16 protein-coding genes and 1 pseudogene are annotated in these 23,207 nt (G+C 72.2%); 6 read left to right on the forward strand and 11 right to left on the reverse strand.

Features of this window, described 5'->3' with window-relative positions:
* Positions 1–9: 9 nt before the first annotated feature.
* On the forward strand, positions 10–834 hold the full coding sequence (locus ACFWMZ_RS14530; RefSeq protein WP_383172870.1) for an HAD family hydrolase: 825 nt from the start codon (positions 10–12) through the stop codon (positions 832–834).
* A 105-nt stretch (positions 835–939) separates the two neighbouring features.
* On the opposite strand, the gene ACFWMZ_RS14535 is transcribed toward ACFWMZ_RS14530, so the two are convergent.
* Genes ACFWMZ_RS14535 through ACFWMZ_RS14550 form a run of 4 tightly spaced genes read right to left on the reverse strand, consistent with a single transcriptional unit; the run spans position 940 to position 4,520 of the window.
* Positions 940–1,659, reverse strand: a complete 720-nt coding sequence (locus ACFWMZ_RS14535; RefSeq protein WP_383172872.1) for an ABC transporter permease — start codon at positions 1,657–1,659, stop codon at positions 940–942.
* A 13-nt stretch (positions 1,660–1,672) separates the two neighbouring features.
* A complete protein-coding gene (locus tag ACFWMZ_RS14540) occupies positions 1,673–2,584 on the reverse strand; it encodes an ABC transporter ATP-binding protein (protein WP_383172874.1) in 912 nt (303 codons plus the stop codon).
* Complete coding sequence (locus ACFWMZ_RS14545; protein ID WP_383172876.1) at positions 2,581–3,462, reverse strand: ABC transporter permease; 882 nt, start codon at positions 3,460–3,462, stop codon at positions 2,581–2,583. The genes ACFWMZ_RS14540 and ACFWMZ_RS14545 overlap by 4 nt, the downstream gene beginning before the upstream one ends.
* The gene (locus tag ACFWMZ_RS14550) at positions 3,459–4,520 is read right to left on the reverse strand and encodes an ABC transporter ATP-binding protein (RefSeq protein WP_383173051.1); all 1,062 of its coding nucleotides are present in this window, start codon (positions 4,518–4,520) and stop codon (positions 3,459–3,461) included. Before ACFWMZ_RS14550 ends, ACFWMZ_RS14545 begins: the two co-directional genes overlap by 4 nt.
* 402 nt (positions 4,521–4,922) lie before the next feature.
* On the opposite strand from ACFWMZ_RS14550, the gene ACFWMZ_RS14555 reads away from it, so the two are divergent.
* Together ACFWMZ_RS14555 and ACFWMZ_RS14560 are read left to right on the forward strand one after the other, a co-directional pair.
* Positions 4,923–6,740, forward strand: a complete 1,818-nt coding sequence (locus ACFWMZ_RS14555; RefSeq protein ID WP_383201745.1) for an SDR family oxidoreductase — start codon at positions 4,923–4,925, stop codon at positions 6,738–6,740.
* A 473-nt stretch (positions 6,741–7,213) separates the two neighbouring features.
* Complete coding sequence (locus ACFWMZ_RS14560) at positions 7,214–7,672, forward strand: hypothetical protein (RefSeq protein WP_383201748.1); 459 nt, start codon at positions 7,214–7,216, stop codon at positions 7,670–7,672.
* A 25-nt stretch (positions 7,673–7,697) separates the two neighbouring features.
* Here ACFWMZ_RS14560 and ACFWMZ_RS14565 read toward each other — a convergent pair whose 3' ends face one another.
* The gene (locus ACFWMZ_RS14565; protein WP_383201750.1) at positions 7,698–8,600 is read right to left on the reverse strand and encodes an LLM class flavin-dependent oxidoreductase; all 903 of its coding nucleotides are present in this window, start codon (positions 8,598–8,600) and stop codon (positions 7,698–7,700) included.
* A 165-nt stretch (positions 8,601–8,765) separates the two neighbouring features.
* Here ACFWMZ_RS14565 and ACFWMZ_RS14570 point away from each other — a divergent pair, with 165 nt between their 5' ends.
* The gene (locus tag ACFWMZ_RS14570; protein ID WP_383201753.1) at positions 8,766–9,659 is read left to right on the forward strand and encodes a Cof-type HAD-IIB family hydrolase; all 894 of its coding nucleotides are present in this window, start codon (positions 8,766–8,768) and stop codon (positions 9,657–9,659) included.
* Between the two features lie 16 nt (positions 9,660–9,675).
* Here the strand turns inward: ACFWMZ_RS14570 and ACFWMZ_RS14575 are convergent, their stop codons facing one another.
* The 6 genes and pseudogenes from ACFWMZ_RS14575 to hisC all read right to left on the reverse strand — a co-directional run bounded on the left by ACFWMZ_RS14575 (position 9,676) and on the right by hisC (position 20,250).
* The gene (locus ACFWMZ_RS14575) at positions 9,676–10,719 is read right to left on the reverse strand and encodes a peptidoglycan DD-metalloendopeptidase family protein (RefSeq protein WP_383172886.1); all 1,044 of its coding nucleotides are present in this window, start codon (positions 10,717–10,719) and stop codon (positions 9,676–9,678) included.
* A 127-nt stretch (positions 10,720–10,846) separates the two neighbouring features.
* Positions 10,847–12,569: pseudogene (locus ACFWMZ_RS14580) on the reverse strand (GAF domain-containing protein).
* 89 nt (positions 12,570–12,658) lie between these two features.
* Positions 12,659–16,363 (reverse strand): thiol reductant ABC exporter subunit CydD, encoded by a 3,705-nt coding sequence (cydD, locus tag ACFWMZ_RS14585; protein WP_383201757.1) that lies wholly within the window; start codon positions 16,361–16,363, stop codon positions 12,659–12,661.
* 88 nt (positions 16,364–16,451) lie between these two features.
* Positions 16,452–17,453: a cytochrome d ubiquinol oxidase subunit II gene (gene cydB, locus ACFWMZ_RS14590; RefSeq protein WP_383172892.1), complete on the reverse strand. Its 1,002-nt coding sequence runs from the start codon at positions 17,451–17,453 to the stop codon at positions 16,452–16,454.
* Positions 17,454–17,467: 14 nt separating this feature from the next.
* The gene (locus ACFWMZ_RS14595; RefSeq protein WP_383172894.1) at positions 17,468–18,976 is read right to left on the reverse strand and encodes a cytochrome ubiquinol oxidase subunit I; all 1,509 of its coding nucleotides are present in this window, start codon (positions 18,974–18,976) and stop codon (positions 17,468–17,470) included.
* Between the two features lie 191 nt (positions 18,977–19,167).
* A complete protein-coding gene (gene hisC / locus ACFWMZ_RS14600; RefSeq protein ID WP_383172896.1) occupies positions 19,168–20,250 on the reverse strand; it encodes a histidinol-phosphate transaminase in 1,083 nt (360 codons plus the stop codon).
* 386 nt (positions 20,251–20,636) lie between these two features.
* Between hisC and ACFWMZ_RS14605 the strand changes: the two genes are divergently transcribed.
* Both ACFWMZ_RS14605 and ACFWMZ_RS14610 read left to right on the forward strand, forming a co-directional pair.
* Positions 20,637–21,758 (forward strand): LacI family DNA-binding transcriptional regulator, encoded by a 1,122-nt coding sequence (locus tag ACFWMZ_RS14605; RefSeq protein ID WP_383172898.1) that lies wholly within the window; start codon positions 20,637–20,639, stop codon positions 21,756–21,758.
* 183 nt (positions 21,759–21,941) lie between these two features.
* Entirely contained in the window at positions 21,942–23,009 is a 1,068-nt protein-coding gene (locus tag ACFWMZ_RS14610) for a metallophosphoesterase (RefSeq protein ID WP_383172900.1), read from the forward strand.
* Positions 23,010–23,207 lie beyond the last annotated feature (198 nt).

Below are 23,207 nucleotides of genomic sequence, written 5' to 3' on the forward strand. Positions count from 1 at the left end.
GTTCGCCACGTGAACCCCGTCCGTTCCGCACCCGTGTTCCCGTACAAGCTCGTCGCCACCGACCTGGACGGAACGCTGCTGCGGCCCGACGACACGGTCTCCGAACGCACCCGTGAGGCACTCGCCGCGGCCACCGCGGCGGGTGCCGCGCACATCGTGGTGACCGGCCGCTCCGTCGCCTGGACCCGCCACGTCCTCGACGACCTCGGCTACGACGGCATCGCCGTCTGCGGCCAGGGAGCGCAGGTCTACCACGCGGGGGAGCACCGGCTCCTCACCTCCCTGACGATGGACCGCCGCCTCGCCGGTCTCGCCGTCGACAAGATCGAGGCGGAGATCGGGCCGCTGCTGCTCGCCGCCGCCCGCGACGGGCTGGACGGCGAGGTGCTCATCGGCCCCGGCTACCGGGTCCAGGACGGCCCCCTCGCCTCGATCCCCTCCACCGACCGGGCCGACCTGTGGGCCGCCCCGATCAGCAAGGTCTACCTCCAGCACGCCACGCTGGACGACGACGAGCTGGCCGCGGCCGCGCTGCGGATCGCGGGTGACCTGGTCGGCGTCGTGATGGCCGGGCCGGGCGTGGTCGAGCTGCTGCCACTGGGCCTCTCCAAGGCCACCGGGCTCTCGCTGGCGGCCCGGCGCCTCGGCACCAAGGGCCCGGAGACCATCGCCTTCGGCGACATGCCGAACGACATCCCGATGTTCGGGTGGGCCGGCCACGGCGTCGCCATGGCCAACGCCCACCGCGAGCTGAAGGCCGTCGCCGACGAGCTGACCACCTCCAACGCGGAGGACGGCATCGCCGTGGTCCTGGAGCGCCTGCTCACCGGCTGACCTTGGCCACGAGGGGAGCCGGTCGCCCGCGGCTCAGATCCCCTGCCCTCGTCCGGGCCCGTGCCCGGACGAGGAACGGGGCTCCTGCCCCGCGCCCCGCTCCGGTCACTCCTCCCCGGCCACCGTCAGGCTCCGCAGCTTCTGGCCCGCGTACCAGGTGGCCAGTACGGTCGCCGCGACCAGCAGGATCACCGCCGTCGGCAGCGCCACGTCGGAGGTGACGGCGTCGCCGCCGGTCACCTTCTCGGCGATCGCCAGGGCCCATTGCTGCACGCTGAGAGTGCGGGCTCCGCTGATGAGCGAGGCGAAGAGGCCCTCCCATATCAGGGCGTAGACCAGGCCGAAGACCACGGCGTGCCGGGTGACGGTGCCCAGCAGGAGGAAGAGCGCCGCGTAGGCGATGGAGGCGACCAGCGCCGCCACCGTGTAGGCGACGGCGAGCTGTCCTCCGTTGCCGTTGAGGATGAAGCCCGCGACCAGGGTGGGTATGGCGGAGAACGCCATCGTCACGCCGATGGCGACGATCAGCTTGGTCAGGATGATCGTGGGCCGCTTGATCGGCTTCGCCAGTAGATACACCACCGAGCCGTCGTCGATCTCGGGCGCGATGGCGCCGGTGCCCGCGATGACGCCGATGATCGGCACCATGACGGCGAGCGAGAACCCGCCGAGGACCGCCTCCGCCGTGCTGTCGTCGGCTCCGGTGAGGAGCCGCACCGCGCCCGCGATGACGATGAGCAGGGCGGGGAGGACGAAGAGGATGAGGGCCCGGCGGCGGCCGAGCAGTGCCCGGTAGGTGAGCCGGGCGACCGTGGGGTCGTACATCGCTGAAGGCTCCTTACGCCGCGACGAGATAGGAGAAGACCGATTCGAGGGACTCGTCGGACGGCGACACCGAGGAGAGCCGGATGCCGTGGTCGCGTGCCACCCGGGGCAGCAGCTCGGTGAACCGCGCGAAGTCGACCGCCTGGATGCGCAGCATCCCCTCCCGGGTGTCCACCTCGATGCCGGAGGTGGACGGGTCCGCTATCAGCGCGGCGGCCAGCGCCCGGTCGTCGCTGGAGCGCACCACGTACTGATGGGGGCGGTCGGTCATCAGGCGCCGGATGCGGCGGAAGTCCCCGGAGGCGGCGTGCCGGCCCGCGACGACCACCTCGATGTGCGAGGCGAGCTGCTCGACCTCCTCCAGGATGTGCGAGGAGAACAGCACCGTCCGGCCCTCGTCCCCCATCCGCCGCAGCAGCTCCATGAGCTGCATCCGCTGACGCGGGTCCATGCCGTTGAACGGTTCGTCCAGCAGGAGCACCGAGGGCTCGTGCACCAGCGCCGAGGCCATCTTGACCCGCTGCCGCATCCCCTTGCTGTACGTGGCGATCTTGCGGTCCTGGGCGTACTCCATGTCGACCGTGGCCAGGGCCCGGGCGGCGGAAGCGGCGTCCAGGCCGTGGAGTTCGGCGTTGGCGACGACGAACTCGCGGCCGGTGAGGAAGTCGTACATGGCTTCGCGCTCGGGGACGATCCCGATGTGGTGGTAGACCGACTCGTTCCGCCAGACCGGGCGGCCGTCGAGGGTGACGGTGCCGGTGGAGGGGGCGAGGAAGCCGCCCATCATGTTGATCAGCGTGGACTTGCCCGCGCCGTTGGGCCCGAGGAGGCCGGTGACGCCGGGGCCGATCGTCATGGTGATGTCGTTGACCGCGACGACGTTCCCGAACCAGCGGGAGGCGTGGTCGATGCTCAGGGTGGTCACAGTCCGGCCTTCCGGTAGCGGCGCATCAGCAGGCCGTAGCAGCCGGCGATGACGCCGAGGACGACGAGGAGGTGCACGGCCCCGCCGGCCGTGGAGGGCCCGGCCCCGCCCGGGTACGCCGAGGTGGCGCCGAGGAAGGCCGTCTGCACGCCGTCGATCAGGGTGATGGGGGAGAACAGGCCGATCCAGCCGACCGCGTCGGTGCTGCCCTGCTGGAAGGCGATGGCCTGGACGGTGGAGACCGCGCCGTAGGTGATGGTGAAGACGGCGATGACCGCGGCGATCCCGAAACCGCGGCGCGGCGTGACCGCCGACACCACCAGCCCGATCCCGGCGAAGAGCAGCGAGAGCAGTGCCACCGAGACCATGCCCTGTCCGAATCCCGCCGTCTGGTCGGCGAAGTCGAGCTCGGCGAGAAGAGCGCCCGCGTACAGCACCAGAAGCGGGACGGCGGTGAGGAGGAAGAGCGCCGAGGCCATCGCCGCGTACTTGGCGAGGACGTAGTCGGCGCGCTCGATGGGGCGGGAGAAGTAGAGCGGCACCGTCTTGAAGCGCAGGTCCCGGGAGACCGACTGGGGTGCCTGGGAGGCGATGTAGAGACCGATGACGGCCTGCATGACGACGGCGTAGCGGGTGTAGTCGACCGGGAGGCTCTTGAGGCCGGTGGTGACCGTCACCGCGACCATGACGGCCGCGGGAAGGCACATCACGGCGAACAGCAGCATCGGCAGCACCTTGGACTTGGCCGACCGGCCCAGGCCGTAGGCGCCGCGCAGGCTCTGCGAGTAGAGGGCGCGCCGGGCGTGGGCGCGGCCCAGGCGTGGGCCGTCGTACTTCCGGTAGCCGATGTTGTGGATCTGTGTGCTGTCCACGGTCATGACCGACCGCCTCCCGCCGTGCCTCGGAGGGACTTCGCGGCCGGTGGCGCCGGGACGGCGGCGGCCGGCGGAGGCCCTGATCGGTCGTGCCGCGTGCTCGCGGCCGGGGTCTGCCCGGCTCCGGTCGCGTCCGCGTCCGCGTGGAAGACGTCGGCGATGTGGCGGCGGCGCTGCTCCATGCGGACCAGGCCGAGGCCGAGGTCGACGACGAGATCCCGCACCAGGTCGCGGGTCTCCTCGTCGGCCTCCTCCAGCAGCAGGCTGTGGCCGGCGCCGGGGAGGACGCCGCCCGGGCCGGCGGTGACGCCCCGGTCGTGCAGCGCCGCCAGCAGCGCGGCCGTGCCGTCCGGGTGTGCCTCGGTGTCGGTGACCTCCACCGCCAGCGTGGTGGTGGCCCCGGTGAAGTCGCCGGTGGAGCTGGAGCGCAGCAGGCTGCCGCCGTCGATGACGACGACGTGGTCGCAGGTGCGCTCCAGCTCGCCGAGGAGGTGGGAGGTGACCAGGACCGAGATGCCGAAGTCGGCGTGGATGCGCCGGATCAGCTCCAGCATGTCGTCCCGGCCGACCGGGTCGAGGCCGTTGGTCGGCTCGTCCAGGAAGACCAGGTCCGGGTCGTGGACCAGCGCCTGGGCCAGCTTCACCCGCTGCTTCATGCCGGTGGAGTAGCCGCCCATCGGGCGGTATCGCTCTTCGTAGAGGCCGACGTGGCGCAGGGTGTCGGCGGTGCGCTCCCGGGCGGCGGTGGGAGGCAGGCCGGACATGCGCGCCATGTGCACGACGAACTCCGTGGCGGAGACGTCGGGTGGCAGGCAGTCGTGCTCCGGCATGTACCCGACGCGCTCGCGGATGGCGCCGCCGTGGGTGGAGACGTCGAGCCCGAGCACCTCCGCTCGTCCCTCGGAGGCCGGGGACAGGCCCAGCAGAATCTTGATGAGCGTCGACTTCCCGGCACCGTTGGACCCCACGAGGCCGGTCACTCCGGGCCCGACGTCCATGGTCAGCCGGTCAAGCGCGGTCACCTTGGGGAACCGCTTGCTCAGGCTTTCGGTCGCGATCACAGTCACACCTCGAACGTAGTGGCGTGTGCCACAGAGGTCGTCAGACCACGGGGGTGTCCTCACATCAGACTCCGGTACTACGAGCCCGTAAGGGAGGCCCTACCCGGGTACGGGAGCGCGTCGGGGTCGCGGAACGGGGCGCGGAGCACACGTGTTTGAACGCCGACCGCTATTGGAAGAGCTGTCCACAAGGCTGGTGCACACCTATTGACGGAGCCGCCGGGGGTTGCCAGATTCGTCGGTGCCACGGTGCGGAACCACGCCCGTCGGCCCTGGAGACGCACCGGCCGGCCCGGCGGGTGCGAGCGGCGCCCGCCAGGACACGGCAAGGAAGTGCGGAGCGGGCCCGACGTGGTCCGGCCGCACCCCTCGCGAACGACGAGAGAGACGGAGTACAGGGGCATGGGGGGTCTGCGCGGCGCACGTGAGCGCTGGGTGCACACAGGCGGGGTGGAGCTGCGCGTCGCGGAGCTGGGCGACACGAGCAGGCCCACCGTCGTCCTGGTCCACGGCTACCCGGACTCCAAGGAGGTCTGGTCCGACGTCGCCGCCCGCCTCGCCGACCGCTACCACGTCGTCCTCTACGACGTCCGCGGCCACGGCCGCTCGACCGCGCCCCGGCCACTGCGCGGGGGCTTCACCCTGGAGAAGCTCACCGACGACTTCCTCGCCGTCGCCGACGCGGTCAGCCCCGACGCGCCGGTCCACCTGGTCGGGCACGACTGGGGCTCGGTGCAGTCCTGGGAGTTCGCCACCGTCGAGCGCACCCGCGGCCGCGTCGCCTCCTTCACCTCCCTCTCCGGTCCCTCCCTCGACCACTTCGGGCACTGGATCAAGAAGCGCGCCACCCGCCCCACCCCGCGCCGCCTGGCCCAGCTCGTCAACCAGGGCGCCAAGTCCTGGTACGTCTACATGCTGCACACCCCGGTCCTGCCGGAGCTGGCCTGGCGCGGCCCGCTCGGCAAGCGCTGGCCGCGCATCCTGGAGCGGCTGGAGAAGGTCCCCGCGGGCGACTACCCGACGCCCTCCCTGGGGAACGACGCCGCCCACGGCGCCTGGCTCTACCGGGACAACGTCCGCACCCGCCTGCGCCGCCCCCGCCCCGACCCGTACGCCCACGCCCCGGTGCAGCTGATCACGCCGACCGGGGACATCTTCCTGTCGGAGCGGCTCTACGACGAGCTGGAGTCCTGGGTTCCGCAGCTCGTCCGCCGCACGATCCCGGCCAAGCACTGGGTCCCCCGCACCCGGCCCGACCAGCTCACCGCCTGGATCGGCGAGTTCGTCGACAGCCGGGAGGCCCTGCGCCAGAGCGGCCGCGCCACCTCCCTCACCCTGGTCGAAGGGGGCCGCCCGCGGGGGAGCGCCCGTCGGCGGGCGGCACTCGCGCGCTACGCGGAGCGGTTCGCCGGGCAGCTGGTGCTGGTCACCGGCGCGGCCGGGGGCATCGGCCGGGCCACCGCGCTCGCCTTCGCCGCGGCCGGCGCGCGCGTGGTCGCGGCCGACCGGGACGGTGCCGGGGCGGCCGGTACGGCCCGCGCGGCCCTCGCGGCGGGCGCTCCCCGCGCCTGGGCCGAGACCGTGGACGTCGCCGACGAGCAGGCCATGGAGGAGTTCGCCGCCAAGGTCGGCGCCGAGTACGGCACCGTGGACATCCTCGTCAACAACGCCGGAACAGGGCTCTCCGGCCCGCTCCTCGACACCACCCCCGAGGACTGGCGGCGCGTCCTGGACGTCAACCTCTGGGGCGTCATCCACGGCTGCCGCCTTTTCGGCCGCCACATGGCCGACCGGGGACAGGGCGGCCACATCGTCAACCTCGCCTCCGCCGCGGCCTACCTCCCCTCCAAGACGCTCCCCGCCTACAGCACGTCCAAGGCCGCCGTGCTCATGCTGAGCGAGTGCCTGCGGGCCGAACTCGCCCCGCAGTCCATCGGAGTGACCGCGATATGCCCCGGCCTCGTCAACACCGGCATCACCCGCACCTCCCGCTTCGCCGGCGCGGACAAGGACGAGGAGGCGAAGCGTCAGCGGCGCGCCGCCAAGCTGTACGGCATGCGCAACTACCCGCCGGAGAAGGTCGCCGACGCCATCCTCCGGTCGGTGCTCGACAACAGCGCCGTCGTCCCGGTCACCCCGGAGGCCCGCGGAAGCCGCCTGCTCGCCCGTCTCTCCCCGAAGGGGGCCCGCGCTTTCGCACGGCTCAACCCGCCTGTGTGAGGGCGGGGAGGGGATTCGATTGCTCTCTCCCTGAGCAGGGGCAGAGCAGCTCGGAGAATGTGGCGCTGCGGGCCGCTGCCTGTGCCTGACCGGCGCGGTCCCCGCCCTCAACCCGGTTGTCTACGCGCGCGACTGATGCGCCATCACCTCCGACTGGGTACGAAGTTGCCCACACCCGACGGCAGTTATCCACAGACGCAGCCCTGGTCGCTGTGGATAACGCACCCCTGCTGTGGATCAAACCTCAATACATCGTTGAATTACGCACAGTTGCAGAGGCTAACCAGCCGTGCGGGCCGTTCCGTGCGCGAAGCCACCTCCCCGCTCGTCGCCAAGGCCCCGACCGCCGCCCGCTGACCACACCCGCGCCGATCGCCCCAGGCCCGTACGCCCCTCGTGCACCGCCCGCACACGCCTTCCCCATGCAGCGGACCCGAGGTGCCGACCCCTTCGGCGCCCGGCAGACTCGGCGAGTGAGCTACCCGCACCTGCCCACCACGCGGGCGGCCGTCACAGCGGTCCGCGAGGTCGCCGAGGGCTTCCACCGCACGTGCAAGGTGACTGACGACATCGGCGCCGACCGGGTCTCGCGCGGGGCCGCGGTCGCCCCGTACCCGCCGGTCGGGGACGAGGAGCGGCCGCTCCCGCACGAGGCGTACGTCGAGCTGAGCGGGACGCCCGCCGTGCAGGTGCGGCTCTTCGCGGACGGGGACGCGTCGGTCTGCGTGGAGGGGGTCGAGTGCCACGACCTCGACCGGGAGGTGGTCCCCGCCTTCCTCGCCTCGGTATACAGCGGCCTGGTCCGTCTCCGGCTCCGGGCCTTCCCGCCCAGTTGCCACCTCGTCGTCCCGCTCCCCTGCGGGGCCGAACACCGCGCGTACGTGTCGCCGCTGGAGCTGACCGGCTGGCTGCTGGGGCGCAGGGGCGGCTGAGGCGCGCACGCCGTGCGGTCCGGCCTCAGGAAAGCTGCCCGGCCGCCTCGGTGGCGATCCTCTCGAAGACGCCCTGATCGGCGGCGAAGTCCGAGTCGGCGATCGGCCAGTGCACCACGATCTCGGTGAACCCCATCTCCTGGTGGCGCCCGGCGAACTCCACGAAGGCGTCGACGGAGTCCAGCGGCCGGGCCCGCTCCGGCGTGAACCCGGTGAGCAGGGTCTTCTCCAGCTCGGCCACGTCCCGCCCGGCCTCCTCGCAGGCCACCCCGAGCTTGGCGACCTGCCCGCGCAGCGCCGCGTCCGACTGGGCGGGCGTCCCCGCCTCGAACAGCTTCGGGTCGCCCGTCGTCACCCACGCCTGCCCGTACCGCGCCGCCAGCCGCAGCCCCCGCGGCCCGGTCGCGGCGACCGCGAACGGCAGCCGGGGCCGCTGGACGCAGCCGGGGATGTTCCGGGCCTCCTCGGCGGAGTAGAAGGTGCCGCGCTCGGAGACGGCGTCCTCGGTGAGCAGCCGGTCGAGGAGCGGCACGAACTCGGCCAGCCGGTCCGCACGCTCCCGGGGCGTCCACGGTTCCTGCCCCAGGGCGGTGGCGTCGAAGCCGTTGCCACCCGCGCCGATGCCGAGGGTGACCCGGCCGCCGGAGACGTCGTCCAGGGAGATCAGCTCCTTGGCGAGGGTCACCGGGTGCCGGAAGTTGGGCGAGGTCACCAGCGTCCCCAGCCGCAGTCGCTCGGTGGCGGTCGCGGCGGCCGTCAGCGTGGGGAGCGCGCCGAACCAGGGCCCGTCCCGGAACGACCGCCACGACAGGTGGTCGTAGGTGTACGCGGTGTGGAAGCCCAGCTCCTCGGCGCGCCGCCACTTGGCGCGGCCGCCGTCGTGCCAGCGGTCGACGGGGAGGATGACGGTGCTCAGTCGCAGGCTCATGGTCCCGAGCCTACGTGCGGCTCAGCAGACTCCTCCCGGCGCCAGGGGAGCTGCGCCGGGGCCTGGATGAGGCGGTCGCGGCGCCAGGCCGGGTTTCAGCCATCCGGGTGCCCGACCGATGGAAAGTACTCATCTGTGCGAAGACCCGCACACGCGTGCTGGCATATGCGTCACAATCGAAGGGTGACCTCAGTGACGCCGTTGCCCCGGACCCCGGCCGCCCCGTCCGTTCCGATCCGCCTGATCGCCACGGACCTCGACGGCACACTGCTCCGCGACGACAAGACGATCTCCCCACGCACCCGCGCGGCGCTGACCGCCGCGGAGCGGGCCGGGGTCGTCGTCCTGTTCGTGACCGGGCGGCCGGCCCGGTGGATGGAGGTGGTCCGGGACCACGCGCAGGGCGACGCCCTCGCCATCTGCGGGAACGGCGCCGCCGTGGTCGATCTCGGCGCCGACGACGCGAGCGGCCGCCCGCGCTTCGTCCGGATCCGCCCGCTCCTGGAGGAGACCGCGCTCAGGGTGGTGGCGGCACTGCGTGCCGACGCGCCAGGGACCAGCTTCGCCGTCGAACGCACCAGCGGCCTCTTCCACGAGCTCAGCTACCCGCCGCTGCACCTGGACCCCGCCCAGGGCATCGCCCCGGCCGAGAAGCTGCTGGCCGAGTCCACCGGCACCACGCCCCAGCCGGTCCTCAAGCTCCTCGCCCACCACAGCGAGGTGGCGCCGGACGACTTCCTGGCCCGGGCGCGGGCACTCCTCGGCAACCTGGTCTCGGTGACGCGGTCCAGCCCGACCGCGCTGCTGGAGATCAGCGCGTACGGCGTCTCCAAGGCGAGCACGCTGGCGCTGGCCTGCGCCGAGCGCGGCATCGGCCCGGAGGAGGTCGCCGCCTTCGGCGACATGCCGAACGACATCGAGATGCTGAGCTGGGCCGGTTCCTCCTACGCCATGGGCAACGCCCACCCGGACGTCCTGGCCGCCGCCACCGGCTCCACGCTGGGCAACAACGACGACGGCGTCGCCGTCGTGGTCGAACGCCTCCTCGCGGCCGGCTGATCCGCCGGGCCGCGGCTCACAGGGTCACGCCGCGCTCCGCGAACCACGGCCCGGGGTCGACGGCCGACCCGTAGTACGGGGTGAGGCGGATCTCGAAGTGCAGGTGCGGGCCGGTCGAGTTACCGGTGCTGCCGGACTGGCCGATCCAGCCCCCCGCCTGGACGCGCTCCCCCTGGTCGACGGCGGGCGCCGAGAGGTGCGCGTACTGCGAGTAGTAGCCGCCCTCGTGCTGCACCACCACCTCGATGCCGTACGCGCCGCCGCAGGCGACCCTGATGACGCGCCCGGCGCCGATCGCGCGTACCGGCGTCCCCGTGTCGATGGCGAAGTCCTGACCGCTGTGCCGGTTGGCCCACCGGTCGCCCTGGCCGCCGAAGCCCGCCGAGAGCGAGTAGGAGCGGACCGGGGTCATCCACGGCCGCCCGGTGCTGGCCTGGCGCGCGTTGTCGAGGCGGACGGCGCCCCGGCACTTGCCGGCGGTGACCGAGGCTTCGGCCTGCCGCTCCAGGCGTTCCTGGGCGTCGCGCAGCCGGTTCTCGATGCTCGCCTTGAGCTTGCCGAGTTCGTCGGCCCGGCGGGCCAGTGCGCGGGAGACCTTGGCGGCGCTCCGCTCGCCCTCGGCGAGGCGTCTCTCGGCGCGCTGGGTGCGGCCGATGGCGTTGGTGACGGCCAGGTCGGCCTGGGAGGCGGCGTGCTGACTGCGGATGAGGGCTTCGGGGTCGTCCGCCAGGAGCAGCCGGGCGGTGTAGGGCAGCCCGGCGCCCGCGCGGTACTGGGCGCTGGCGATCCGCCCGAGGTCGGCCCGGTAGGTGGCGAGGACGCGGCGCTCCTTGGTGAGGCGCTTCTCCAGCCGTTCCGCCTCCTGGCGTTGGGCACGTGAGGCCCGGAGCCCGGTCTCGTACCGCTGGGTGGCGGCGGACGCCTCCTCGTAGAGGCGCGCCACCTCGGCTCCGGGGTCGGGGGGCGTGTCGCCGCTCGCGTTGTCAGGGGAGAGGTACCCGAGGGCGAGCAGCGCGCACAGGACCGGGAGGAACAGGTGGCGGCGGTCTCGGGGGCTCATGCCCGGATCGTTGCCCGCGGGAGCGGGGACGTTCTCGCCGGACTCGTACGGGCGAGGGACTGCGTGCCCCGTACGGAGCAGGCGCGTACCGCTGAACAGGGTGGTGGCGGGCGGGGCGCGGCGGCGGTCACAGCGCGGCCTCCCAGACGACGGAGGTGCCACCGCCCCCCTCGCCGACGCCGGGGCCGTACCAGCTGTCGCCGCCCAGGGACTCGGCGCGCCGCTTGAGGTTGCGCAGGCCGCTGCGGCGCCCTCCGTCGGAGATGCCGACCCCGTCGTCGGCGACGGTGAGGCGGACCCCGGGTGTGCCGTCGGGGAGGGTGTGTCCGGCGTCGACGACCACCTCGATGCGGTGGGCATCGGCGTGGCGGAAGGCGTTGGAGAGCGCTTCGCGGAGTGCGGCGACGAGGTTCTTGCCGGTCGTCTCGCCCACCAGCGTGTCCACGGGCCCGAGGAAGCGGTGCGCGGGGGTGAAACCGAGCGGTACGGCGGCCAGGTTGATCTCGCGCAGGATGCGGGTGCGCAGCCCGGTCGGGGCGTCGGCCGACCCTGCTGGAGGGCGAAGATCGCGGTGCGGATCTCCTGGATGGTGACGTCGAGTTCCTCCACCGCCTTGTCCAGGCCCTCCTGGACGGCGGGGACGACGGAGCGGCGCTGGGCCGTCTCCAGCACCATGCCAGTGGCGAAGAGGCGCTGGATCACCAGGTCGTGCAGGTCGCGGGCGATCCGGTCGCGGTCCTCCAGGACGGCGAGGCGTTCGCGGTCGCGCTGGGCCTCGGCCATGCGCAGGGCCAGCGCGGCCTGGGTGGCGAACTGGGTGGCCAGGGTCCGTTCGGCCTCGGTGAAGTGCCGGGCGCCGATGGAGCGCGGGGTGACCAGGGCGCCCAGCACCCGATCGTCGCTGACCAGCGGCAGCATCATGCTCGGGCCGAATCCGGTGCCGACCTCGGTGCGTACCCGCGGGTCGGTTCTGGCGTCGTCCACGAGGACGGGCCGGCCTTCGAGCAGTTCGCGGACGAGTTGGCTGTCGGCGGGGACGAGGAGGCCCAGGGCACCGACCGGTTCGTCGGCGCGCGAGGAGGCGGCGACGACCTCCATGCCGCCGTCCTCGGTGGGCAGCAGGACGATGCCGGCCTTGGCGTCGGCGAGGTGGCGGGCCTGCTCGGCCACGACGGTGAGGGCCTCGTCGGCGTCGCTGCCGGAGAGCAGTGCGGTGGTGACGGCGACGGAGCCGTCGATCCATCGCTCGCGCTGTTTCGACGCCTCGTGCAGCCGGGCGTTGCCGATGGCGATCCCGGCCTCGGTGGCCAGCACCCTGAGGATCTGGAGGTCCTCGTCGGTGAAGTCGGCGCCGCCCTGTTTCTCCGTCAGGTAGAGGTTGCCGAAGACCTCGTCGTGGACCCTGATGGGGACGCCCAGAAACGCCCGCATCGCCGGGTGGTGGGCCGGGAACCCGCAGGAGCGGGGGTCGGTGGCGAGGTCGGAGCGAGGCGCAGCGGGCGGGGGTCGTGGATCAGCGCGCCGAGCAGCCCCCGGTGGCCGTCGGGGAGGTGGCCGATGGCGCGGGCCGTGGCGTCGTCGACCCCGTGGTACACGAAGTCCGACAGCCCTTGGCCGTCCTCGGCGATGACCCCGATCGCCGCGTACCGGGCGTCGCCCAGCTCGGCCGCGGTCTCGCAGATCCTGTCGAGCGTGTGGTGGAGCTCGGTGCCCGACCCCACCGAGCGCATCGCGTCGAGCAGTTGCGTGATACGGGCGGCCGGCTCGGCGGAGATCCCGTGCAGCCCCGGGGCGTCGTCGGCGGTGTCGTCCGGGGCATGGCCGGAGCGGTTCTCGGCGGTGGGCTCCATGGAGGGAGCCTAATTTGTCCGGTTGGTGACGGATGGGCGGCACTCGGCCGTGTTGGCTCCCTCCCGTTCCACGCCCCGGGCGCGGCCGTTCACGCCGGAACCTCCTCCCGGCCCAGCAGCAGGCCGTCGGTCGCCCGCTCCCTCTCCAGCATGCGGCGGAAGGGCCCGTCGCCCGAGCTCAGCTCCTCGTACGTACCGCGCTGCACGATCCGCCCGGCGTCCAGGACGACGACCTCGTCGACCGCCTCCAGCCCGGTGAGCCGGTGGGTGATGAGGACGGTGGTCCGCCCTCGGGTCGCGGCCAGCAGGTCGGCGGTGAGGCGGTCGGCCGTCTCCAGGTCGAGGTGTTCGGCGGGCTCGTCGAGTACGAGGAGCGGGAAGCGGGCCAGCAGCGCCCGGGCCAGGGCGAGCCGCTGGCGCTGCCCGCCGGAGAGGCGCGCCCCGTGCTCCCCGACCGGGGTGTCCAGCCCGTCGGGCAACGTGTCGGCCCACTCCAGCAGGCGGGCCCGCGCCAGCGCCTCGCGGAGTTGGGCCTGCGTCGCGGAACGGTCGGCGAGGAGGAGGTTCTCCCGGAGGGTGCTGTCGAAGACGTGGGCGTCCTGCGCGCAGAGGCCGACCAGGCGTCGTACGGCGTCCCCGTCCAGCTCCGTGGCGGCGGTGCCGGCCAGCGTGTAGCTGCCGCTCCCGGGGTCGAGGAACCGCAGGAGGAGCTGGGCCAGCGTGGTCTTGCCGGAGCCGGAGGGCCCCACCACGGCGATCCGGCACCCCTCGGCCACGGTCAGGTCGATGCCGCTGAGGGCGTCGCGCGTCTGCCCGGGGTAGCGGGCTCCCACCTCCCGCAGCTTCACGGGGAACGGGTTCTCCGGCGCCGTCCCTGCCGCCTCCGGCTCGGTGACGGGTGCGGGTGCGTCGAGCACGTCGTGCACCCGCTCGGCGCTGCGGCGGACCCGCTGCCGGAACTGGACGGCGAGCGGGAGCGCCGTCACCGCCTCGAAGGCGGCGAGCGGCGTCAGCACCACGACGGCCAGCGCCACTCCGCCCAGGGTCCCCGCGCTGACCCCCTGGACACCGACGTACGCCGCGGCCGCCGTCGTCAGGCCGGTGATCGCCGCGGTCAGGCCGGAGCCGAGGGCGTTGGCGGCGGCGCCACGGGCCCGGATCCCGGTCAGCTCGCGGTCGGCGTCGCCGGTCCGTGCGGTGCGGTGGGCGAGGGCGCCGGCGACGGTGAGCTCACCGGTGCCGGTCAGGACCTCGGCGACCCGGGTGGCGAGCACGCCCCGGGCCGGCGCCAGCCGCAGCTCGGCACGCCGGGCGAAGGCGCCGCTGATCAGAGGCGCCCCGACGCCCGCCGCCAGAAGGCCGACGGCCAGGAAGGCCCCGGCAGGCGGCAGCAGCCATGTCATGAAGAGGACGGAGGCGGCGGAGACCAGGGCGGCCCAGCCCGCCGGGAGCAGCCACCGCAGCCAGTAGTCCTGGAGGGCGTCCACATCGGCGACCAGACGGGAGAGCAGGTCGCCCCGGCGCGTGCCCCGCAGCCCGGAGGGGGCGAGACGCTCCAGCCTCCGGTACACGGCGACCCTGGTGTCCGCCAGCATCCGCAGAACCACGTCGTGGGAGACGAGGCGTTCGGCGTAGCGGAAGACGGCCCGGCCGATGCCGAAGGCCCGCGTCGCCGTCACCGCCATCATCAGGTAGAGCACCGGCGGCTGTTGGGAGGCCCGGGAGATCAGGTAGCCGGAGGTGGCCATGAGCCCGACCGCGCTGCCGAGCGCCAGGCCGCCCAGGAGGAGGGAGAGGAGGAGGCGTCCACGCTGGGGGCGTCCGGCGGCGCGTACCCGGGCCAGTGCGGAGCGCCGCATGGGCGGTTCCGGGGCCGAGTCGGTGTCCGCCGCCGATGTTTCACGTGAAACATCGCGCTGAGCCTCCGGAGACCGTGGCGTGGTTTCACATGAAACATCCGAGAAGCACCACTCCCACTCCTCGGGCGATGTTTCACGTGAAACATGGGCCCTTTCCTCGCCGACAACGCGGGCTTCAGCCCCGGCCGGCCCCCGAGGACTGACCGCCACCGTCATGGAGTCGGCCGCCGGGGCCACAGGGGCGCTCGCCGAGCCGACGCGCTGCACCGGCATGGCGTGCTCCGCCCCCTCGACCGCGGGCTTCGTCACCTCGTCCAGCCGCACCACGCGGTCGGCGGCGGCGAGCAGCGCGGGCCGGTGCACCACCAGCAGCACCGTCCGTCCTACGGCGAGCCGCCGTACCGCCTCGACGATGCCCTCCTCGCTCGTGCCGTCGAGCGACGCCGTGGGCTCGTCGAGCAGCAGGACCGGCCGGTCGGCGAGGAAGGCCCGTGCCAGCGCGACGCGTTGGCGCTGCCCGGCCGAGAGACCGGCGCCGTCCTCTCCCAACTCGGTCTGCGCACCCCGGGGCAGTCCGGCGACGAAGCTCTCCGCACCCGCCTGCCGGAGGGCGCGCGCCACTTCCGCGTCGGAAGCGTCGGGCCGGGCCAGCCGTACGTTCTCCGCGACGGTCCCGGCGAAGAGCTGCGGACGCTGCGGGACCCAGGCGATGCGCTGGTGCCACTGCTCCCGGTCGATCTCCGCCAGGTCGGTCCCGCCGACGGTGATCCGGCCCTCCGACGGGGTGACGAACCCCAGGACGGCCTGGAGCAGCGTCGTCTTGCCGCAGCCGCTGGGGCCGACGAGGGCCACCGTCTCCCCCGGCGCCACCGTGAAGTCGACCTCCCGTACGGCAGGGGCGCTCCGGCCCGGGTGGCGGACGGTCACTCCCTCGAAGGAGAGGGCGCCCGCGGGTGCGGCCCGCTTCCCGGTGTCCGGCAGAGGCGTCTCCAGTACGGCGAAGACCTCCTCGGCCGCGGCCAGCCCCTCCGCCGCCGCGTGGTACTGCGCGCCGACCTGTCGCAGCGGCAGGTACGCCTCGGGGGCCAGCACCAGGATGACGAGCGCGGCGTAGAGCTCCATGTCTCCGTGGACGAGCCGCATGCCGATGGTGACGGCCACCAGGGCCACCGAGAGCGTGGCGAGCAGTTCCAGGGCGAAGGAGGAGAGGAAGGCGATCCGCAGGGTCCGCAGGGTCGCCCTGCGGTAGTCGTGGGTGATGCGGCGGATCGACTCCGCCTGCGCCTTGGCGCGCCCGAAGACCTTGAGGGTGGGCAGTCCCGCGACCACGTCCAGGAAGTGGCCGGAGAGCCGGGACAGCAGTCCCCACTGCCGGTCCATCCGCGACTGGGTCGCCCAGCCGATGAGCGCCATGAAGATCGGGATGAGAGGGAGGGTGGCGACGATGATGGCCGCGGAGACCCAGTCCTCGGTGACGATCCGGGCCAGCACCGCCACCGGTACGACGACGGCGAGGCCCAACTGCGGCAGGTACCGGGCGAAGTAGTCGTCGAGAGCGTCCACGCCCCGGGTGGCGAGGGCGATGAGGGAACCGGTCCGCTGCCCCCCGAGCCAGCCGGGACCGAGCCGCCCGGCCCGCTCCACCAGCCGCATCCGCAGCTCCGAGGTGACGGCGGCGCTGGCCCGGTGAGCGGCGAGTTCGGTCAGCCAGGAGACCAGGGCGCGCCCGAGGGCGACAGCGGCCAGGGCCAGGAGCGGTGCGGTCAGGTCACCGGTGTCGTAGCGCTGCTCGAAGGAGGAGACGATCAGCTCGGCGAGGAGCATGGCCTGCGCGATGACCAGCCCGGCGCCGACCGCGCCGAGGACCACCACGGCGACGAGGAAGAACTTGGTGGCGCGGGCGTACCTGAGGAGTCGCGGGTCGATCGGTTTCACGTGAAACACCCTCCGGGGGCGGCCGGACGGCGGGGACGCCGCCCGGCGCGGAGGCTGGAGCCGGACGCTCCGGCCTCCGCGTGAGCGGTCAGTGGGCCTCGGCTATGTGGTGCGTGCCGATGCGCTTGCGGAAGACCCAGTACGTCCACCCCTGGTAGAGGAGGACCACAGGGGTCGCGATGCCCGCACACCAGGTCATGATCGTCAACGTGTACGGGCTTGAGGCGGAGTTGGCCGCGGTCAGGCTCCACGCCGGGTCCAGGGTGGAGGGCATCACGTCGGGGAAGAGCGAGACGAAGAGCATCGCCACCCCGGCGACGATGGTCAGCCCCGAGAGGGCGAAGGCCCACCCTTCCCGGCTCCTGGCCACGGCGACGAGAGCCGCGAGCAGCGCGCCGACGGCGATCACCAGCAGGACGGCCCCGGCGGGCTTCCCGTGGTCGGCCTGGGTCCAGAGGAGGAAGCCCACGGCGACCGCCGCGGTGACCACGCCGAGCCGCAGCGCCAGCTTGCGTGCCCGCTCCCGTATCTCCCCGACCGTCTTGAGCCCGGCGAACACCGTGCCGTGGAAGGTGAAGAGAGTGAGGGTGAGAAGGCCGCCGAGCAGCGCGTACGGGTTGAGCAGGTCGAGCACGCCGCCGACGTACTCCTTGTCGGCGTCGATCGCCACGCCGTGCACGATGTTGCCGAAGGCGACGCCCCAGAGGAAGGCCGGGAGCAGGGAGCACCAGAAGATGGCGTGCTCCCAGTTGGTCTGCCAGCGCTCATCGCTCCGCTTGGCCCGGTACTCGAAGGCGACCCCACGGACGATGAGGCAGACCAGGATGAGCAGCAGCGGCAGGTAGAAGCCGGAGAAGAGGGTGGCGTACCAGTCGGGGAAGGCGGCGAAGGTCGCGCCGCCGGCGCTCAGCAGCCACACCTCGTTGCCGTCCCAGACGGGTCCGATGGTGTTGATGAGGACCCGCTTCTCCCGCCGGTCGCGGGCGAGCAGTCTGGTGAGGACCCCGACTCCGAAGTCGAAGCCTTCCAGGAAGAAGTAGCCGGTCCACAGGACGGCGATCAGGACGAACCAGACGTCGTGGAGTTCCATACCTCAGCGCTCCCTCAGTACGAGAAGGCCATGGGGCGGTCGGCGTCGGACGCGTCGCCGCCGATCTGCTTGGGCGGATTGAGGTCGGCCTCCGTCAGCTCGGGCGGTCCGGCCTTGACGTACTTCACGAGCAGCCTGACCTCGATGACGGCGAGGACCGCGTAGAGCAGGGTGAAGATGAGCATCGAGGTGAGGACTTCGCCCTGGGAGACGCCGGGGGAGACGGCGGCGGAGGTGCGCAGGACGCCGTAGACGGCCCAGGGCTGGCGGCCCGTCTCGGTGAAGATCCATCCCCAGGCGCTGGCGATCAGTGGGAACGCGAGCGTCCAGAGGGTCAGGCGCCAGTAGAGGCGGCTGAGCCGGGGGCCGAGCACCTTGTTGCGGAAGAGCACGAGGTTCGGTACCTCGTCCTCGCCGGTCCGCAGGTGAGGGGGGAGAAGGAACCTCTTCCGGGTGAGCCAGAGCCCGAGCAGCCCGACGCCGAAGGAGGCCATGCCGAACCCGATCATCCAGCGGAAGCCCCAGTAGGCGACCGGGATGTTGGGCCGGTAGTCGCCGGGTCCGTACTTCTCCTGGTACTCGGCGTTCATGTCCTTGATGCCGGGCACGTGGTCGGTGAAGTTGTTGTGGGCGAGGAAGGAGAGGAGGCCGGGTACCTCGACGGCGACCACGTTGTGTCCCTTGTCGACGTCGCCGACGGCGAAGAGGGAGAAGGGAGCCGGCCCCTCGCCCTCCCAGAGCGCCTCGGCGGCGGCCATCTTCATCGGCTGCTGCTCGTACATGATCTTGCCGAGGGTGTCGCCGCTGACCGCGGTGAGCAGTCCGCCGACGGCGATGGTGACCAGGCCGAGGCGGAGCGAGAGCCGCATCGAGTCGATGTGCTTCTTCCGCATCAGGTGGTAGGCCGCGATGCCCGCCATGAACGCGCCGCCGGTGAGGACGGCCGCGGCGATGGTGTGGAAGAACTGCGCCAGCGCGGTGTTCTGGGTCAGCACGAGCCAGAAGTCGGTGAGTTCGGCGCGGCCGGTGACCTCGTCGATGCGGTAGCCGACGGGGTGCTGCATCCAGGAGTTGGCGGCCAGGATGAAGTACGCGGAGAGGATGGTGCCGATCGAGACCATCCAGATGCAGGCGAGGTGGATCTTGGGCGGCAGCTTGTCCCAGCCGAAGATCCACAGGCCGATGAAGGTCGACTCGAAGAAGAAGGCGATCAGCGCCTCGAACGCCAGCGGGGCACCGAAGACGTCCCCGACGAAGCGCGAGTAGTCCGACCAGTTCATGCCGAACTGGAACTCCTGGACGATGCCGGTGACGACTCCCAGGGCGATGTTGATCAGGAAAAGCTTGCCCCAGAACTTGGTCGCCTTGAGGTACTTCTCCTTGCCTGTCCGCACCCATGCGGTCTGGAGCCCGGCGGTCAGTCCGGCGAGCGAGATCGTCAGGGGGACGAAAAGGAAGTGGTAGACGGTCGTGATGCCGAACTGCCAACGCGACAGGGTTTCCGGCGCCAGTGCAAGATCCACGTCTCCTCCTTGGATCACCCGCGAACGGCGTCCACTTCGCCCCCTTGATCCACCGCAAAGAGGCGGAAAACGGGATGCGCTTGTGAACGCGTTCACATTCACAAGCATTATGTCCTACCACCTGACAAGCGAAAGAGGCGGGGCCCCCTTATCGGGAACCCCGCCTCCAGGCAGCCGGTCGGCCGCTCGCGTCAGCCGTTCTTGCGGAAGCCCTCGGCCGCCTTCAGGAACAGATCGTTCGCCTCGGTCTCGCCGATGGTCACGCGCACGCCCTCCCCCGCGAACGGCCGGACCACGACCCCGGCCTGCTCGCAGGCGTGGGCGAAGTCGACCGTCCGCTCCCCCAGCCGCAGCCACACGAAGTTTGCGTGCGTCTCCGGCACCGTCCACCCCTGCTCCTGGAGGTCGGCGACCACCCGGGTCCGCTCGCCGACCAGCGCGCCGACCCGCCCCAGCAGCTCGTCCTCCGCGCGCAGCGAGGCCACCGCCGCGTCCTGCGCGAGCTGGCTCACACCGAAGGGGACCGCCGTCTTCCGCAGGGCCGCCGCCACCGGCTCGTGGGCGACGGCGAACCCGACCCGCAGGCCGGCCAGCCCGTACGCCTTCGAGAAGGTCCGCAGCACCGCGACGTTCGGGCGGTCGCGGTAGAGCTCGATGCCGTCCGGCACCTCGGCGTCGCGGATGAACTCGCGGTACGCCTCGTCCAGCACGACCAGCACATCGCTGGGGACCCGGTCGAGGAAGCGCTCCAGCTCGGCCCGGCGGACCACGGTGCCCGTGGGGTTGTTGGGGTTGCAGACGAAGATGAGCCGGGTGCGGTCGGTGATCGCCGCCGCCATCGCGTCCAGGTCGTGCACCTCGCCGGAGTCCAGCGGCACCTGAACCGACTTCGCCCCGCTGATCTGCGTGATGATCGGGTACGCCTCGAACGACCGCCATGCGTAGATCACTTCGTCGCCCGGGCCCGAGGTGGCCTGGAGCAGCTGCTGCGCCACACCGACCGATCCCGTACCGGTCGCCACGTGCTCCCGCGGCACACCGAACCGATCAGCCAGCTCAGCCGTCAGTGTGGTGCACGCCATGTCCGGGTACCGGTTGATCTGGGCGGCCGCCGCCAGCGTGCTTTCCAGGACACCGGGGAGCGGCGGGTACGGGTTCTCGTTGGAGGACAGCTTGTAGGCCGCCGGGCCCTCCGAGGCGGAGGCGGGCTTCCCGGGCTTGTAGGCCGGAATGCCCGCCATCTCCGCACGCAACGTGGGGGTCGACTCGCTCACCGCGGTCCTCCTCATGATCATCGGTTCGAATACTTCTCACCTTATGAGGATTGGGCTTCCCGGCGCAGGGCCTCGGGCACAGGACCACGGTCCGTGGTCTGCCGCACACCGAGCGGAGCGACCTGAGGGGGCGCGCGAAAATCCGTCGCACGCCGGTGGCCTGCGCCGTGGCGCGCATCCCTCGTGAAGGTGAGTTGGAGGTCGGCCGCTGCCTCTTCCGATAAGCGGGACCATTCCTTCCGGGCATCCGAACCATCGGGTCGAATCCGCCAACTACCTGGCAATACATCAGCGTTGGCCCGTGATGACCATGCAGAAACGTCACCGTCAACGTCTGCATATGCACCCGGGCCACCCGCCTCCATGAGCCCTACTATCGGCTCGCCATGACAGCAGCAGGGGAGCACCAGGTGAGCCGAGCGGATACGACCCGCCGGGGGAGCCGGCCAGTGCGAGCCGGCATCAGAGATGTGGCCGCCGCCGCCGGCGTCTCCATCACGACCGTGTCCGACGCCCTCAACGGCAAGGGGAGACTGCCGGATGCCACCCGCCGCCACGTCCGGGAGGTGGCCGAACGACTGGGCTACCGTCCCTCGGCGGCGGCCCGCACCCTCCGTACGGGCAAGTCCGGCCTCATCGGTCTGACCGTAACCACGTACGGGGATGAACCTTTCACCTTCACGGAGTTCGCCTACTTCGCGGAAATGGCCAGAGCCGCCACCTCCGCCGCGCTCGCCCGCGGCTACGCCCTGGTGATCCTCCCCGCGACCTCCCGCCTCAGCCCCGTCGACGTCTGGTCCAACGTGGCGCTCGACGGCACCGTGGTGGTCGACCCCGCCGACGACGACCCGGTGGTACGCGAACTCGCCCGCCAGGGCCTGCCCGTCGTCTCCGACGGACGGCCGGCGGGCTCCCTTCCCGTCACCGCGTGGGTCGACAACGACCACGAGGCCGCCGTCCTCGACATCCTCGACCACCTCGCCGCGGCGGGGGCCCGCCGTATCGGGCTGCTCACCGGCACCACCACGGACATGTACACCCGCCTCTCGACCTCCGCCTACCTGCGCTGGTGCGCCCGGATCGGCCAGGACCCGGTGCTGGAGGCGTACCCCGCGCACGACCCGTGCGCCGGCGCCGTCGCCGCCGACCGGCTGCTCGCCCGCCCCGACCGGCCCGACGCGGTCTACGGGCTCTTCGACCCCAACGGCACCGACCTCCTCGCCGCCGCCCGCCGCTACGGGCTGCGCGTCCCCGACGACCTCCTCCTGGTCTGCTGCAGCGAGTCCACCGTCTACGCCAGCACCGAGCCGCCCGTCACCACGCTCTCCCTCAAACCGCGCCGGATCGGCACCGCGGTGGTCCAGCTCCTCATCGACGCCATCGAGGGAATCAACCAGGATCAGCCCGTGGAACAGGTGATACCGACCGAGCTGATCGTCCGCACCTCCTCGATGCGGCGCTCTCCGAGCATCACCGTCAATCCGCCCCGCTCCTCCGGACAGGGGTGAGCGACACGGCCAGGCGCCGGGGAAAAGTCCTCCCAATTCGGAAGGAATCCCCGGTGAACAGCGGTCTCGGCGTTATTCACCACCCCTGGTGCACCACACAGCGCGATCCTCATTCCTATGATGGGCGGACGACACCGCGGGCCGCTGCGACCAGGCAGTCCGAACCGGTGCAGAGGCGGCGCGATGGTGGTGGAGGGGTCGATGACTCAGGGGGCCAGTCAGGGACCCACGGTGCGCACGGCGACACTGCGTGACTTCCGGGTACCGGCATACGTCCAGCAGGCGGGGCCTCCGGCCGCGTCCACGCCCTCCGACGCGGAGCCGCCGGACGGCTACACCCCGACCCAGCGAGACCTGCCGGTCATCAACCGGGGCGACACCGTGCAGGTGGTCGTCGCCCCCGAGGAGACCGCCCCGCGCGCGACCGCCGACGGGCTCGGACCGCTCTACGCGGTGGGCGACGTCCACGGTTACCTCGACGAGCTGCTCGCCGCGCTCCAGGCCCAAGGGCTGGTCGACGCCGACGGCAACTGGTCGGCGGGCAACGCCCGGGTCTGGTTCCTGGGTGACTTCACCGACCGCGGTCCCGACGGGATCGGCGTGATCGAGCTGGTCATGCGGCTCTCCGCGGAGGCCGCGGCCGCCGGGGGCTACTGCAAGGCCCTGATGGGCAACCACGAGCTCCTGCTGCTGGGCGCCAAGCGGTTCGGCGACACCCCGATCGACTCCGGCGCCGGCACGGCCACCTTCCAGGCCGCCTGGCTCCTCAACGGCGGGCAGAAGAGCGACATGGAGCGGCTGGAGGACCACCACCTCCAGTGGATGTCCCGCCTGGACGCCATCGTGGAGGAGGACGACCACCTGCTCCTCCACTCGGACACCACGGCCTACCTGGACTACGGCGACTCCATCGAGGCGGTCAACGACACCGTCCACTCCATCCTCACCCGCAACGACGCCGACGAGTGCTGGGACCTCTTCCGCAAGTTCACCAAGCGGTTCGCCTTCCGCGACGAGGGCGCCTCGGCCGCCCGCGAACTGCTCGGCGTCTACGGTGGCCGCCGCGTCGTCCACGGCCACAGCCCCATCCCCTACCTGCTCGGGGAATCCGGCTCCGAGGACGGGTCCCCCGACAGCGGCCCGCAGATCGACGGTCCGCACGTCTACGCCGACGGGCTGGCCGTCGCCCTCGACGGCGGCGTCACCATGGCCGGGAAGCTCCTGGTCAGCGGCCTGCCGCTCGCGGACTGAGCCGACGGGGCCGGTCCCCGGGTACGCGACGCTCCGCCCGCGGGACAGGCCCGGTGCCCGGTCGGTCCGCTTCCGGGATTGCTCCTGGGCGCCCCGCGGCCTACGCCCGCGCGCTCCTGGTGAACCGGCCTGACCCGCCCGGTTTCCGGCCTCCCGCGGCGCCGCTCCCCCCGCCGAGAGCCGCGCCACCCGCCGCCA

This window comes from Streptomyces sp. NPDC058373 (assembly GCF_042723275.1).
In the GTDB taxonomy this organism is placed as follows: Bacteria; Actinomycetota; Actinomycetes; order Streptomycetales; family Streptomycetaceae; genus Streptomyces.